The organism is Mesorhizobium sp. B2-2-3, from assembly GCF_006442405.1.
Classification (GTDB): Bacteria; Pseudomonadota; Alphaproteobacteria; order Rhizobiales; family Rhizobiaceae; genus Mesorhizobium.
Map to the genome: position 1 here is coordinate 209,219 of NZ_VFWC01000008.1, position 13,616 is coordinate 222,834.

General features: G+C 64.2%; 16 protein-coding genes. 3 read left to right on the top strand and 13 right to left on the bottom strand.

Features of this window, described 5'->3' with window-relative positions; translation table 11 throughout:
• Nucleotides 1-169 precede the first annotated feature (169 nt).
• The 10 genes from FJ951_RS16920 to FJ951_RS16965 form a co-directional block, all read right to left on the bottom strand.
• Nucleotides 170-421: a hypothetical protein gene (locus tag FJ951_RS16920; RefSeq protein WP_140516109.1), complete on the bottom strand. Its 252-nt coding sequence runs from the start codon at nt 419-421 to the stop codon at nt 170-172.
• Nucleotides 422-698: 277 nt separating this feature from the next.
• Nucleotides 699-1,295: a BA14K family protein gene (locus FJ951_RS16925; RefSeq protein ID WP_140516111.1), complete on the bottom strand. Its 597-nt coding sequence runs from the start codon at nt 1,293-1,295 to the stop codon at nt 699-701.
• A 111-nt stretch (nt 1,296-1,406) separates the two neighbouring features.
• Nucleotides 1,407-1,928, bottom strand: a complete 522-nt coding sequence (locus FJ951_RS16930) for a DoxX family protein (RefSeq protein ID WP_140516113.1) — start codon at nt 1,926-1,928, stop codon at nt 1,407-1,409.
• Nucleotides 1,929-2,145: 217 nt separating this feature from the next.
• A complete protein-coding gene (locus tag FJ951_RS16935) occupies nt 2,146-2,643 on the bottom strand; it encodes a tetratricopeptide repeat protein (protein WP_140516115.1) in 498 nt (165 codons plus the stop codon).
• Between the two features lie 31 nt (nt 2,644-2,674).
• Nucleotides 2,675-3,646 carry an MBL fold metallo-hydrolase gene (locus FJ951_RS16940; RefSeq protein ID WP_140499010.1) on the bottom strand — a complete coding sequence of 324 codons (972 nt, stop codon included), beginning with the start codon at nt 3,644-3,646 and terminating at the stop codon, nt 2,675-2,677.
• 109 nt (nt 3,647-3,755) lie between these two features.
• A complete protein-coding gene (locus FJ951_RS16945) occupies nt 3,756-4,001 on the bottom strand; it encodes a DUF680 domain-containing protein (protein ID WP_140499012.1) in 246 nt (81 codons plus the stop codon).
• 283 nt (nt 4,002-4,284) lie between these two features.
• Complete coding sequence (locus FJ951_RS16950; protein WP_140516117.1) at nt 4,285-4,785, bottom strand: hypothetical protein; 501 nt, start codon at nt 4,783-4,785, stop codon at nt 4,285-4,287.
• 5 nt (nt 4,786-4,790) lie between these two features.
• On the bottom strand, nt 4,791-5,753 hold the full coding sequence (locus FJ951_RS16955) for an AraC family transcriptional regulator (RefSeq protein ID WP_140516119.1): 963 nt from the start codon (nt 5,751-5,753) through the stop codon (nt 4,791-4,793).
• A 327-nt stretch (nt 5,754-6,080) separates the two neighbouring features.
• Nucleotides 6,081-7,118, bottom strand: coding sequence for a helix-turn-helix domain-containing protein (locus FJ951_RS16960; RefSeq protein ID WP_181172248.1), 1,038 nt, complete (start codon nt 7,116-7,118; stop codon nt 6,081-6,083).
• A 124-nt stretch (nt 7,119-7,242) separates the two neighbouring features.
• The gene (locus tag FJ951_RS16965) at nt 7,243-8,370 is read right to left on the bottom strand and encodes a KamA family radical SAM protein (RefSeq protein ID WP_140516123.1); all 1,128 of its coding nucleotides are present in this window, start codon (nt 8,368-8,370) and stop codon (nt 7,243-7,245) included.
• A gap of 126 nt (nt 8,371-8,496) precedes the next feature.
• Between FJ951_RS16965 and FJ951_RS16970 the strand changes: the two genes are divergently transcribed.
• Nucleotides 8,497-8,850, top strand: coding sequence for a hypothetical protein (locus FJ951_RS16970; RefSeq protein ID WP_140516125.1), 354 nt, complete (start codon nt 8,497-8,499; stop codon nt 8,848-8,850).
• Between the two features lies 1 nt (nt 8,851).
• On the top strand, nt 8,852-9,469 hold the full coding sequence (locus FJ951_RS16975) for a DUF1629 domain-containing protein (protein ID WP_246671743.1): 618 nt from the start codon (nt 8,852-8,854) through the stop codon (nt 9,467-9,469).
• Nucleotides 9,470-9,493: 24 nt separating this feature from the next.
• On the opposite strand, the gene FJ951_RS16980 is transcribed toward FJ951_RS16975, so the two are convergent.
• On the bottom strand, nt 9,494-10,225 hold the full coding sequence (locus FJ951_RS16980; RefSeq protein ID WP_140499026.1) for an SDR family oxidoreductase: 732 nt from the start codon (nt 10,223-10,225) through the stop codon (nt 9,494-9,496).
• 32 nt (nt 10,226-10,257) lie between these two features.
• Nucleotides 10,258-10,743 carry a VOC family protein gene (locus tag FJ951_RS16985; protein ID WP_140499028.1) on the bottom strand — a complete coding sequence of 162 codons (486 nt, stop codon included), beginning with the start codon at nt 10,741-10,743 and terminating at the stop codon, nt 10,258-10,260.
• 111 nt (nt 10,744-10,854) lie between these two features.
• Between FJ951_RS16985 and gcvA the strand changes: the two genes are divergently transcribed.
• Nucleotides 10,855-11,739 (top strand): transcriptional regulator GcvA, encoded by an 885-nt coding sequence (gene gcvA / locus FJ951_RS16990; protein WP_140499030.1) that lies wholly within the window; start codon nt 10,855-10,857, stop codon nt 11,737-11,739.
• 36 nt (nt 11,740-11,775) lie between these two features.
• On the opposite strand, the gene FJ951_RS16995 is transcribed toward gcvA, so the two are convergent.
• On the bottom strand, nt 11,776-13,398 hold the full coding sequence (locus tag FJ951_RS16995; protein WP_140499032.1) for an ABC-F family ATP-binding cassette domain-containing protein: 1,623 nt from the start codon (nt 13,396-13,398) through the stop codon (nt 11,776-11,778).
• Between the last annotated feature and the right edge of the window lie 218 nt (nt 13,399-13,616).

Below are 13,616 nucleotides of genomic sequence, written 5' to 3' on the forward strand. Positions count from 1 at the left end.
CGCCGCCCGCCTCCGAACGATCCAAAGAATTTGCGTGATCGCCGGGCCGGGTCGTTGGAGATTGGGATGACACGAGGCGCGCCGGGCAGAGCCCGGTCATGGAGCGAAATGATCCAGGCGGCGGGTCCCCCCGCCGCCTGGATGCCGGCCGCGGCGGCCGGCTTTGTTGTCAGCGTCCCCAGATGCCCTGACCATAGCCCTGTGCAGGCATGTCGGAGTTCGAGTTTGCCCCCATTGCGCTGTCAGTGATGCTGTTTGTGACGCTCGGGACAACCGCCTTGGCGCCGCCCGACATCATGGCATGGGCGGTTGGATAGCTGCTTGCGGCAGGGATGAAGTCGGAGCCAAAGTGGTCGCTGCCGGCAAAAGCCATGCCGGAGGCGAACAACAACGAGGCAACGGTCAATACGATCTTCTTCATTTCGGTTTCCATCTTTTGAAGTTGACATTTGGCCCCGACGCGCCGCCCGCCCGCGTTCATGGGACCGTGTTTGTTGTTTCAGGCGAAACCGGCCAACCGCGATCCCACTGGATCTTGCAGTGACAGGTCGTTCAGCGCACGACCGTCTCGGTCCGTTGTTGCGCTGTTGGCGGCTTGATAAGGGCGTGGTGTTTGTGTGGGCGTGGTAGGCGGCGTGGTAGAAACCCTTGCCGGAGTGGAATTTTGCGTGGAATGCAGCCGGAAAGCGCAGCGCCCGCTATTGGCATTGCCGCCTCGGCCCGCCGGAATAGGGCTGGTAGCTGTTGTCTTCCGGGCGGTAGGAGCGGTAGCGGCTGAAGCAGGAGGCGACATGGTCATCATCGCCAGCGGCCGCATAGGCGCCCGGCCCAGTGCCGTTGTCCTCGACGTAGCTGGCCTCGGCGGCGGGCGGCGCGGCACGGTCGGCGTCGAGATAGGGCGAGATGCAGGGGCGCTGCTGCCCGCTATAGGACATGTAGCTGTTGTCCTGCGGCCGGTAGGAGCGGTAGCGGCTCGCGCACCAGGCGACATGCGGCTGCGGCAGTTCGGCCGTGGCGGGCGCGATGGCGCCGGTGGCGGTGGGATCGGTCTCCCCGGCCTGGCGCTTGGGCTCGATATTGGCGGGCGCGGGCTGCTCGGCCGGCAGGCGCTCGAGATTCTGCGCCGTTCTGTCCACCGGCCGCGCCGTTTTGGTCCAAAGCTCCGCCATACTGACGGTGGCCGGTGCCTGGCGCGATGGGTTCGCGGTGATTAGCCAGACGGCGAAGGCCAGACCGCTACCGAACACCGCAAGGGTCAAAACGAAACCGCAGACCAGTCCCAACAATGCTTTCACGCCGCGCTCCTTGAGCCCCTGCTAAAGCAATGCGGGGGGTCAAGGCTGGTTCCAGCAAAGCGCGGGAAATAGGCGCGGCGCTCCGCTGGGCGAATGCGAAGGCGGCGCCGTTCAAACCAGCTGCTTCACGTCCACTGGCAATTGGGTCTCCGCTGTGGGCAACGCGGCCGGCATGTCCTCGCCGCGCTGGCGCTGCCGCAGATGGAGCGCCAACAGCCGGTCCAGCGAGACCCTGCCGGCCCCGGCAACGGCCAGCACGAACATGCCGCCCGATATCGCCAGGTCCTTTTCGAAATGCAGCAGTTCGTTCTGGCTGCCGAAATTGGTGTGGAACAGCATGGCCGTTGCCAAACAGAACAGGCCGAGCGCGATGGCGCCAAGCCGCGTCAGCAGGCCTGACGCGAGGGAGAGCCCTGCCCCCAGTTGCAACGCGACGGTGGCGACAAACAGCGGCAGGTTGACACCAAGCGCTGCCATGGCCCTGGCGGCGGCATTGAAATGGGCGGCCAGCATGGCGCCCTCATGCAAAAAGATGAGAGACAGAAGCAGGCGGCCGGCAAGCAGGCCCACGTCCCCGAGGTGGTATTTAGCGGCAAGACCCTGCAGCTTCGCGGAGCGTTCGGTCAATGTCATGGTCAGCCTCCGATCTTTTTGGCACGGGCAGGCGCCAAGCGCCTGATGTTGAAAAGGCCGGAGCCGGCGCGAGGGAGAGGATGCCGGCTCCGGCAAAGCGCGCCAGCCACGAGCGCCCAACCGTGGTGGACGAAGGGGCGAGTTCGGTGCCAACGCCCCTGCTCCGTCTCGGCTACGCCGAGCCAGCTCTCCCCATTTGTGGGGAAGAGAAAAGGTCCTACTTCGTCACCTTGGTGTCGATGGCCTGCCGCAGGTCGGAAAGCTCGTCGCACCCGGCCGGGCACAGCTGCTGCAGGGAGGCCAGCTGCTCCTTGGCCTTGTCCATGTCGCCGGTCTCGACATAGAGCTCGCCCAGATATTCGCGGGTGGCTCTGTGGTCGGGCTTCAGCTCCAGCGCCTTGGTGTAGTAGGTGAGCGCGGTCTTGTAGTCGCCGGTCTTGCGCAGGGTGAAGCCGAGCAGGTTGTAGACGTCCGCCTGCTGCGTGTCCTGCGCCAGATCGCGCAGCTCGGCCAATGCGCCGGAATAGTCCTTGGCATCGATCTTGGCCTTGATGGCGGTGAGATCCGGCGCGTCGGCGCCTTCGATGTCGTCGACCGCATAGGCCGGCATGATTGTCGCAACGGGAAGCACGGTCAGCACGGCAATGGCGCCGAGCAGGCCGAACAGGGCATGTCCGCCCGACAGGGCATTTCTGCTCAAAAGGGATCGTTTCATTGTCTTTCTCGCTTGCGTTGGAAGCTCGTGCTCAGATCTGGACCGGGGTAAATCCGTATGCCTTGCCGTCCTTGACGAAGGTGCCGGTGCCCGGGAACGGGAAGTGCGACCCGGAAATGCGGATATTGTCCGATATCACCCGGTCGATGATCTTGTGGCGCGTGGCGATTGCCGTCGGTCCGTCCTGGTCGTAAGCGCCCTGCCACTCCGGATGCGGCGCCAGCAGCGCCGGCACATACATAGTGTCGGCCGAGATCATGATCTGCTCCTTGCCGGAGTTGGCCAGGTAGACAGAATGGCCTGGTGTGTGGCCGGGCGCGGCGATGATCTGGATGCCGGGCGTGACCTCGGCGCCGTCCTCGACCAGCTTCCAGTTCTTCCATTTCGGAAAGTTCTCGGCGATGCGCTTGCCCGCCGGCTTGCGGCCCTCGGGCAGCTTGGCCAGCCGGCTTGGGTCGGTCCACCACTTGTATTCGGTGGCGTTGACGATGAGCTCGGCATTGGGGAACACCGGCGCGTTGGTGCCCTTTTCCATCAGGCCCCAGACATGATCGGGGTGGAAATGCGAGATCATGACGGTGTCGATCGCGTTGTAGTCGATGCCGGCCGCGGCCATGTTGGCCGGCAGATGCGTGGCATTGGCCTGCCACTGGCCGACGCCCGAGCCGGCATCCATCATGATCAGCTTGCCGCCCATCTTGAGCACGACGACAGTGAGCGGGATGGGCATGAAGTCGGTGGTCAGCCCCGCTTTGGCGAGTGCTGCCTTGGTGTCCTCGACCGAGACATCCTTGATGAAGGCCGGGTCGTGCGGCTTGCGCCAGATGCCGTCATAGATGGCGGTGATCTCGATATCGCCGACCTTGTATCCGTAGAAGCCGACGGTGGGCTCCACCGGAGCTTGCGCGAAGGCCGGACGGATGAATTCAAGCTTGCCGGCAAGGCCGAAGGCAGCAGCAGCGGCGGCGGTGCCAAGCACTGTGCGGCGTGTCATGGTGAACATGGTGATCTCCTGTTCGAGGTGGTGGCTAAAAGTCGCGTATGGCCAAAGTCCTGGAAGGAATGACGAGGAGAGGCCGGTACCCGTCGGGAGCCGGCCCGGCCCCATGAATTCAGCGACCCCAGAGGCTGTCGTTGTTGTGTCTGGTGATGATGTCCTGCACCGACCCCTGGCTCGGCCCCGTCTTTATCTTGGTGTCGGCGCCATTGGGGCGTGCGGTGTAGGCGATCGAGCCGGTGGCATTGGTGTCGACCGGAGCGACCGGCTGGTTGGCGTTATTGGCGCCATGATCGCTGCCGGCGAAGGCAGCGCTCGAGGCAAGCATCATGGCAGCCACGCTGAGAGCGAGCTTGGTCATTTTGGCTAGGTCCTTGTTTCGTTTCCTCGGCGCGGGCCGTCAGATTGGCCCGCTACAGTGAAGACCCTGCAGCCCCGCGCTTTATTCCCGGGCGCGATGAGATTCTTTTGAAGGAGAAAAATCAGGGGCTCGGCGGCCAGGACTGAAGTCCTCGCCCACGAATATTAGCGAGAGGAACCAGGCTGGGAATGCCGCCGCGTTCCGGCACGCCGACCGCGTGCACGCACGAAAGGCGCCGGCGCAGCGCGCCGGCGCCTCTGATGATACGCCGAGTCCGTTCTGGTTACGGACAGGTCTTCTTGCCGCAGACCGCGATGCAGATCGCCGGGTTCGAACAGGTGTAGGTTTTTCTCGAGCTGGTCCCGGACGAAGACCCGCTGCTGGAAGCGGCGATCTGCCCGGACGCGCCTTTGGACAGGTCCAGCGCCTTCATGTCGGGATCGCGCGCGGCGATCTTGCCGCATGTTTCGCTGCCGCAGACCGCCCTGCAGATTGCCGGATTCATGCATTTGTAGGCCGCGAAGACCTCGGTCGGAAGAATTGCGCAGAAAACCGTAATGCCCAGTATCAAGCTTCTCGCCGCACGCATTTTTATCTCCAAGGGCCAGCTTTCCGATGTCACGGAGGCCTGGCCGCTCGCCCCCGCTCCCGCGCATGCCGTTGCACCCGCGTCCGCCGGCGCGACCATGCCCGCACCGTGGATAAAGGCGTATCGCACTGGCGGCACAGGCAAGTGGCACTGACGGAACAGGTGACCGGGTTTGCCATGCGTGAGCGGCCGCATGCGTCTCACGGCGCGCGGCCGGCGCGCACCTCCGATGGGGTCATGCCATAGCGGGACCGGAACTGCCGGTAGAAGGTCGAGGGTTCGACCAGCCCCGCCTCGAAAGCGAGGTCGGCGATCGGCCTTGCTGAAAAAAGCGGGCTGGCGAGCTGCCGGTGGACCCGCTCCAGCCGTCTTTGCATGACATAGTCGGAAAACCCCTGCCCCTCTTCGGCGAAAAGGCGCCTGATGTAGCGCGGGCTGAGCCCCAGCCCCCGGCCCGCCGTCTCTGCCGAGAGGCGCGCTCGGTGCAGGTTCTCCTCGATATAACGCTTGATGGCATGCATGCGGGCGGTACGAACGCCGCGGCCGGCGACCACCTGGTCAACCTCGCGGTTGGCGCCGACCGCCGCGGCGAACAGATCGGCAATGTGCTGGGCGGCCAGCGGCGCCAGACCGGGGCCGATCGCCCCACCCGCCACCGCCTCGACATAGGCCAGCAGAAGCCGCGCTTCAGGCGTGCCGGGATTGATGGCATCCGGCCTGAGATCGCCGACATGGCGAAGGAGAGGAGTGAGCGTCGATCGGGCAAATCGCGCGCAGATCGTCCAATCGCCGTTCTGCGCCCTCGCTCGCCAGCTCCGGTCCATCGGCATGATGCAGGGCGCACCGGGCGAGGTCTCAACCGCCTCGTGCCGTGCCGTATCGAAACGCCACCCGCCCGCGATCCAGGACACCACCAGGTCGTCATTGGCGTCCTGCTGGAGCGCGGGCGTGCGTTCCCAAGCCATGGGCGCGACCTGCCCGTGGGCCACGCTCACCCCTGGCAGGATGGTGGTGGAGGCGCTTAGCCGCAACTCGCCGCGTTCAAGCGGCGCAAGGTCCAGCCGCATGCAGATGCGGCCATAGAACTCGCGCACGGCAGCTTCGCGCTCTCGGGCCGCGATCGCGTCCGTGGACAGAACTATGATGGTGTCCTGGTCGGCCACCTGCGTTCGATCCCCGCTCAGAACCTCACGGGGTGCCGCCGATGGCGGGCGCCGTTTGCTGCCTCTCCGCTCTAGACAGTGCCATGAACCCCTCCAGTGCCCTCGACGTGGTGTGAGCCTTCGGCCGCTTTTCGCGCGGGCTGCGGCAGAATTTCAAGACCTATGTGAGGGCTCCGCGCAAATGTGGCATGAGGCGCAGGGAATGTGGCCGCTGGTGCAACCGATCGGGGAAATCGCCTCGGAAAGCACGGGAAGGCTCTTCACATGCCTGCTGATCGGACACCGCTTGTCCATTGATTCATTTGCCTTTCGGCTGGCACGCCGCCTCTATCGCAGTTCGCGGATCCAGTGCCACATGGTGCGGTTCTCGCCATGGCCGAGGGACTGGCTGCGCCCATGGGCGGCATGTGCCCGCATCTCCCGCGGGGTCATGTCGAAAGAGCGGCGGAAGGCGCGCACGAAGCTCTTGCGGTGACCGAAACCATAGCGATCGGCGATCTCGGCAATGCTTTCGTGCCGGCGGCCGGGATCGGCGAGTTCGGCGCGGCAGCGGCGCAGCCTCTCCTCCTGGATATATCTGGAAAGACCGCCATGAGGCTCGAAGAGGTAATAGAGCTTGCGCATGGAAATGCCGAACATGGCGGCGATGGCCTCGGCGGTGAGGTGCCGGCTGCGGATATGCGCGTCGATGTGGCGACGGATCTCGCTGGTCAGCGCCAGGTGGACCGAGGCGGCGTTTTCCTCCGCCACGGCCGAATTCACGGCTGCGGCGGCGAGTTCCAGCGTCGGCCCGATCACCGCCTCGGCGTCCTGACGGCTCATTGCGGGCGCGGCCCCGTAGAGGCCCACAAGATGCCCACGCAACAGCGCCGCCAACGGCGCGTTGCCGGAAATGACGCGCATATTGTGCTCGTCCGGCGCCTTTAGGAATGGCGCCAGCAGGCGGCGCGGCATGGTCAGGTTGAGGCTGTCGAAATCGGACGTACCCGTCGACTGGGCCTGTGCCAGGTCGGCCACGATCAGGTCCCCCGACGAGGCCTTTTCATCCGATGCGCCATCGCGCCGTCCATGGCTTCCGCGCAGGCAGACCTGCACAGTGATGTGATCGAGGCCGTCGCGGCTGATCCGGGCGCGCGAGCGGTCGAAGCTTTGCGCGATGCACCCATACGAGGTGAGAACGATCTCGCCGAAGTGAAAGGCATCGGCGTGGAAATGAAACCGGTCATCGCCGGCGTTGCGCAGGCGAACGTCGTAGAGCAGGCCGATATTCTCCTGCCACAACGCAAGGGCTTGCCGAGGCGCCAGGCCTGCCGTGTCCAGCACGCAGCGCTGAACCCCGGTGTCGACGAATTGCCGTTGGGACACAACGGCTTGACTGCTGCCTGCCGCTGCCACCGCCCATGCTCCGCAACCGCGAACCGCTCACAATATGCATTTATGCCGGGGCGCGACAACGCCTGATCGCACGGACGCCGCCGGGAATGTGGACTCAGAGCTGGCTCACCACTTCGGTATATTCCCTCACCTTTCCATCCTGCCCACGAATGCGCCAGTTGCCGCCGTCGCGGTCTTCCACGTAACCCGGCCCGATCGGCACCTTGCCGCCACCGTCGGGCAGGTCGAGCACGTAGATGGGATTGCAGATGCCGGACAGGCGCGCGCGCAGCGCGGCCACCAGCGCCTGGCCTTCGGCGATCGTGGTGCGGCGGTGCGCCATGCCGCGCGCAAGGTCGCCGTGGTGGAGGTAATAGGGTTTTACCCCCAGGCGGTACATCAGCTCGCGGCAGAGTTCTTCCTGCACCTCGACAGTGTCGTTGACGCCCTTGAGCAGGACGCTCTGGTTGAGCAGCACGAAACCCGCCTGCCGCAAGCCACGGCAGGCCGCCTCGGTCGCATCGGTGATCTCGCGCGGATGGTTGAAATGAGTGACGACCGTGATCATCAGCCGGCCTTGCAAGGCAGCGACCAGCCCTGGCGTGATGCGTGAAGGCAGCGCGACCGGTACGCGGGTGTGGATGCGCATCAGCCGCACATGCGCGATCGCCTCGATGCGGGCGCGGATTTCGCTGAGCGCCTTGTCGGGCAGCGAGAGCGGGTCGCCGCCAGTCAGGATCACCTCGCGGATCTCGGGGTGGGAAGCGATATAGGCGAGCGCCGGCTCCAGGGCTTCGCGCGTATAGCCGCGTCCGATCGAGGTCAGGGACTCCTTGCGGAAGCAGAAGCGGCAATAGACCGCGCATTGATAGGTGGGAAACAGCAGCACCCGGTCGGCATGGCGATGCGTCAGCCTGGGCACCGGACTGAAGGCGTGATCGCCGATTGGGTCGTCGAGCTCGCCTTCGCCGGTCACCAGCTCGTCGGGAGACGGGATGACTTGCGCCCGGATAGGATCGGCGGGGTCTTCCCAGTCGATCAGGTCGAGATAGGATTTGGGGATACGCACCTTGTGGCGGGAGGCTGCTTCCTGGGCCGCCGCGCGTTCGCCCGGCGACAGCGGCAGCAGGGCCAGGTCGCGCACATGGCGCACGCCGGCGCGGATGTCGTCCTGCCAGGCGGCGTCGGCATCGGAAACGGGCTCAGCTGCGGCCGTCGTCGCATCGTGGAGCTGTGTGGTCATGGGGTTCTCGAGGTTTTTAGCGGACCTATCGGCCGGATGGCCTGCCGGGTCAACCGCCTTGCGCCGGCCTTCCCCGTGTAGCAAGGAGGGTCTGTGCTCTCGAAAATGCCGCGGAGAAGACCCGGGATGAGACTTGTGGTGTTGGTGGTGCTAGCCACGGTGGCAACTGGATGTGTGAGCTCTCCGGTGGATTATGGGGCCTCGCTTTCGACGCAAGACCCGAAATGGATATCGCCGGAATGCCAACAGGCCCGGGTCGAGGCCTCGAACTATGATGCGCGTGAAAAAGAGCATCCCGGTTGGGGGACCGGTGTCTTCCTTGGCCCTTACGGATTGGGTCTCGCGGCAGCCATCAAGGAGCACGAGCAAAAGGAGCGCAAGATATTCGCCCGCAGGATACATTTGCAGTGCTCGAGTTTGCCGCTGCCGAACGAACTCGCGGGCGAGCCGGGCCCCCCGGCCACGACAAAATATCCATAGATTGATATGCTTTGATGCTTCTGAAGGCAGGCCAGCGTTTGATGGGATCGCAGAAGCGGAAGCAGGACTGAATTTGGGAACGCCGGCCATGACGACCATTTACGAATTCGCGGTTGTCGAGGGCCAGGAATGGGTGCTTCCGGTCGACGAGGCCTATTACGAGGTCTTCTCCTCCCTTGACGGAACACCCCTCGATAACTGGGACCCACCGGTCATGCGCCGCGTGTCGGAGGGCGACCCCCTCTATTCGGACTTCCCTTGGCTTGGCGAGCATGCGCCGCTTTTGCGCAAGCCTGCCGTCGACGCGCTGAAGGTATATCTGCTGCCCTATGGCCAGCTGATCCCGTTGCGCGGGGAAGAGGTCTGGCTTTTCAACGCGACCACCATGATCGATGCGCTGGACGATGAGCGGTCTGGAATCGTCTATTTTGATGACGGCGCCATTCTCGCGATCGAGCGATACGAATTCGATGCGGACAAGATCGGCACCGCCGAAATTTTCAAGCTGCCGATGCGCGCGTCCCCGGTGTTCGTCAACGACACATTCGTCAATCGCGTGCGCGACGCCGGACTGCGGACGGTATCGTTCAAACCCAGGTGGCGTCGCATCGAAGCGTGACGTTTGACGACCCTGCGATGCCAACTAGATCAGGTTCTGTCCGCCATCGATGCGGATCGTCTCGCCGGTCGTGAATTCGCTTTCCATGAGGTAGAGATAGGCAGGGGCGACGTCGGCGGGCGTAGCGACCTTTCTCGCGGGCAGGCGGGCGGCTATGCCGGCGAAAAAACCGGATTTGGCCTCACCGACGAGTTCGTCCCACATCGGCGTGTCGACCCATCCCGGCGACACGATATTGACGCGCGTCGGGGCCAGCTCCAGCGCCAGCGCCCGGGCGAAATAGCTGAATGAACCGGCGATCGCGGAAACAACCGAGCCTCCGGGAACCGGCGGGCGGTCCTTGTTGATGCCTGATGTAAAGGTCATCGACCCTCCGGCTTTCAGCGTGCGCACGCCATGTTTGGCGAGCATCACGGCGCCGATCAGCTTGTTGTCGACGAAGCGCCGCACGTAGTCCATGTCGGTCTGGCCGATCGGGTCGTTGGGCGGCGGCGTGCCGGCCGTCGAGACGAGGTGGTCGAAGGCACCGGTTTCGTCGAACATCCGGGCAATGTCCGCTTCCTTCGTCATATCAGCCGAAAGGCTTCGCACGCGACCGCCTGGGCCGAGCGTCCGTTCCGCGGCCTTGAGCTTTTCGCCCGAGCGGCCGACGATCACCAGCTCCGCGCCGCGCTCCAGCGCGGCTGCCGCTACGCCGAGCCCTATGCCGGAACTGCCTCCGACGACAATAATTCTCTTGCCTTTGAGCGATGCCATGGGAACCTCCGTCTTCAGGATGGACTGCTGGATTACGCCTTGCCGGCGTGGGCCGCCTCAATGTCGGCGACAATGATCTTGCTCATCTTGTACATCGCCTGCCGCGCCCGCCCCGCCTTGTCGCGGTCCGGGTCGTTCATCAGGCGCAGCGCCGCTTCGGGGATCACCTGCCAGTAGACGCCGAATTTGTCCCTCAGCCAGCCGCAAGGCTTTTCAGCGCCGCCGCCCGCCGTCAGCGCGTTCCAGTAATAATCTGTCTCGGCCTGGTCCTTGGTCTCGATGTAGAGCGAGATCCGCTCATTGAACGGCGGCATCGAGCCGGCATTGAGCGCGGTGAAGCGCTGGCCCTCGAGCTCGAAGTCGAAGATCGCGTGCGGCACCGTTTTATTCGTGCCGCCGACGAAATCGGTGAATTCGATCGCCTCAAGCGCCCGGCCATTCTTGAACACAGACAGATAGAAGTCGCGCGCCTCTTCGGCGTTGAGATTGAACCAGAGGAAGGGGTGAACGGTAGCCATGCTGCTCTCGTGACGTTTGATCACAAATCCTGCGAGCATTCTGTCCAGCATGCGCTGGACAGACAATCCAAACTTTGGCAAGGATTTGTGATCAAATCTCACAGATTGGCCATGATCCGCAGACTTCCCCCACTCAACGCGCTGCCGGCCTTCGAGGCCGCCGCGCGGCATTTGAATTTCTCCAGGGCAGCCGACGAGCTCAACGTCACGCACGGCGCCGTCAGCCGGGCGATCAAGCACCTTGAGGAACAGCTCGGCGTGCTTCTGTTCGAGCGCGCGACGCGCTCGGTGCGCCTCACCGCCGTGGGCGAGCCCTATGCGAGGGCGGTCCACGAGATGCTCGACCAGCTCGCGGCCGCCACCCAATCGGCGACGGCCGCCCATTCGGGCTCGACATTGAACGTCTCCACCTCCGACGGCTTCGCGGGAAAATGGCTGGTGCCGCGGCTCTATCGCTTTCATCGCGCGCATGGCGACATCGACGTCAGGATTTCGACGACGGGCAGGTTGACCAATTTCCTTGGCGACGGCATCGACGTCGCCATCCGCTATGGCGCCGGAAACTATCCGGGTCTCACATCGGAATTCCTCACTGGCGAGGAGGTGTTTCCAGTGTGTAGCCCGAGGCTCATGCAGGGCGCCTGGCCGCTGGAGAAGCCCGACGATCTCAGGCACCACACGCTGATCCATGATGGTTTCCCGATCGGCTGGGCGGCCTGGCTGTCCAGCGCGGGAGTGGAAGGCGTGGATCCGCGGAGCGGGATTACCTTCGATTCCGCCACTTTCGCCGTCGAATCGGCCGTGCAAGGTGAAGGCGTGGTACTTGGCCGGACCATGCTCGTGGCGGCCGACCTCGCCACCGGAAGGCTTGTCCGCCCTTTCGGCCACGCGCTGAAATCGGTTTCCAGCTTCTACCTGGTCTACCCTCCGGACGCGGTCCGACGGCGCAAGGTGAAGGCTTTTCGCGATTGGCTCTTTTCGGAAATGACGGCGTAGCGTTCCACGGCCGCTTCCGGAGAGTAGCCTCTGTGCTTATCCCCTCAGCCCCGGTGCCTCCTGCCCGGTGCGCTCGACATATTCGGTGTAGCCGCCGCCATAGGTGTGGATGCCATCCGGCGTCAGTTCCAGCACGCGATTGGACAGCGCCGCGAGGAAATGGCGGTCGTGCGAGACGAACAACATGGTGCCCTCATACTGCGACAGCGCCTCGATCAGCATCTGCTTGGTGACGATGTCGAGATGGTTGGTCGGCTCGTCCAGCACCAGGAGGTTGGGCGGGTCGAACAGCATCAGCGCCATCACCAGCCGCGCCTTTTCGCCGCCCGAAAGCACCCGGCACTTCTTCTCGATCTCGTCGCCGGAAAAACCGAAGCAGCCGGCAAGCGCCCGAAGCGGCGCCTGGCCGGCCTGCGGAAAATTGTCCTCCAGCGTCTGGAACACGGTGCGCTCGCCGTCGAGCAGCTCCATGGCATGCTGGGCGAAATAGCCCATTTTCACGCTAGGCCCGCGCGCCACCGAACCCTGGTCGGGATCGGACGCGCCGGCCACCAACTTCAACAACGTCGACTTGCCCGCGCCATTGACGCCCATGATGCACCAGCGCTCGCGCCGGCGCACCTGGAAGTCGAGCCCTTCATAGATCGAACGGCTGCCATAGGCCTTGTGGACGTTCTTCAACGTCACGACGTCCTCGCCGCAGCGCGGCGCCGGCTGGAACTCGAAATTCACCGTCTGGCGGCGCTTCGGCGGCTCGACGCGATCGATCTTGTCGAGCTTCTTCACCCGGCTCTGCACCTGGGCCGCATGCGACGCGCGCGCCTTGAACCGTTCGATAAAGGCGATCTCCTTGGCCAGCATCGCCTGCTGGCGCTCGAACTGCGCCTGCTGCTGCTTGTCCGCGATCGCGCGCTGCTGCTGGTAGAATTCGTAATTGCCGGAATAGGCGGTAAGCGACCCGCCGTCGATCTCCACCACCTTGTTGACGATGCGGTTCATGAACTCGCGGTCGTGCGAGGTCATCAGGAGCGCGCCGTCATAATTCTTCAGGAACTGCTCGAGCCAGATCAGGCTTTCCAGGTCGAGATGGTTGCTCGGCTCGTCGAGCAGCATGGCGTCGGGCCGCATCAGCAGAATGCGTGCCAGCGCCACGCGCATCTTCCAGCCGCCGGAGAGTTTTCCGACGTCACCATCCATCATCTCCTGCGAGAAACCGAGACCGTCGAGCACTTCCCGCGCCCGGCCGTCGAGCGCATAGCCGTCGAGTTCCTCGAAGCGGTGCTGCGCCTCGCCATAGCGTTCGATGATCTCGTCCATCCGGTCCGCCTGGTCGGGATCAGCCATAGCCGCCTCCAGCGCCGCCATCTCGGCCGCCACTTCGCTCACCGGCCCGGCGCCGTTCATCACTTCGGCCACCGCGCTACGGCCGTCCATATCGCCGACATCCTGGCTGAAATAGCCGATCGTGACGCCGCGATCGACCTGCACCTGGCCCTCGTCGGGCTGTTCCTGCCCGGTGATCATGCGAAACAGTGTTGTCTTGCCGGCGCCGTTGGGGCCGACGAGCCCGACCTTTTCGCCTTTCTGCAAGGCGGCCGACGCCTCGATGAAGACAAGCTGACGGCCGTTCTGCTTGCCGATGTTTTCAAGTCTGATCATGAGTGGTCCGGGAGGCTGATGTGAGGGTGCGGGAGTTGCCCCGGCCCATACGCGAATGACAGCGGCGGGGAAAGAGGCAGAAGCGCCGCAGCGGGCGCAGCGCTCTTACGTTTTCCCACAGCGGAGGAGGGAGAAGCGCCCTCCAGACACACTTTAGAAACAAGATTCAACGTCCGGGAAAAACTGGAGAAAAGCGGTGCTGCGATAACCACCCCCGC

Excerpts from the sequence above, each read along its gene's own strand:
- FJ951_RS16940 (WP_140499010.1), bottom strand. The coding sequence starts at position 3,646 with ATGTTCACCATGACACGCCGCACAGTGCTTGGCACCGCCGCCGCTGCT.
- FJ951_RS16980 (WP_140499026.1), bottom strand. The coding sequence starts at position 10,225 with ATGGCATCGCTCAAAGGCAAGAGAATTATTGTCGTCGGAGGCAGTTCC.
- FJ951_RS16950 (WP_140516117.1), bottom strand. The coding sequence starts at position 4,785 with ATGCGGCCGCTCACGCATGGCAAACCCGGTCACCTGTTCCGTCAGTGC.
- FJ951_RS16935 (WP_140516115.1), bottom strand. The coding sequence starts at position 2,643 with ATGAAACGATCCCTTTTGAGCAGAAATGCCCTGTCGGGCGGACATGCC.
- FJ951_RS16995 (WP_140499032.1), bottom strand. The coding sequence starts at position 13,398 with ATGATCAGACTTGAAAACATCGGCAAGCAGAACGGCCGTCAGCTTGTC.
- FJ951_RS16985 (WP_140499028.1), bottom strand. The coding sequence starts at position 10,743 with ATGGCTACCGTTCACCCCTTCCTCTGGTTCAATCTCAACGCCGAAGAG.
- FJ951_RS16965 (WP_140516123.1), bottom strand. The coding sequence starts at position 8,370 with ATGACCACACAGCTCCACGATGCGACGACGGCCGCAGCTGAGCCCGTT.
- gcvA (WP_140499030.1), top strand. The coding sequence starts at position 10,855 with ATGATCCGCAGACTTCCCCCACTCAACGCGCTGCCGGCCTTCGAGGCC.
- FJ951_RS16970 (WP_140516125.1), top strand. The coding sequence starts at position 8,497 with ATGAGACTTGTGGTGTTGGTGGTGCTAGCCACGGTGGCAACTGGATGT.
- FJ951_RS16930 (WP_140516113.1), bottom strand. The coding sequence starts at position 1,928 with ATGACATTGACCGAACGCTCCGCGAAGCTGCAGGGTCTTGCCGCTAAA.
- FJ951_RS16920 (WP_140516109.1), bottom strand. The coding sequence starts at position 421 with ATGAAGAAGATCGTATTGACCGTTGCCTCGTTGTTGTTCGCCTCCGGC.
- FJ951_RS16945 (WP_140499012.1), bottom strand. The coding sequence starts at position 4,001 with ATGACCAAGCTCGCTCTCAGCGTGGCTGCCATGATGCTTGCCTCGAGC.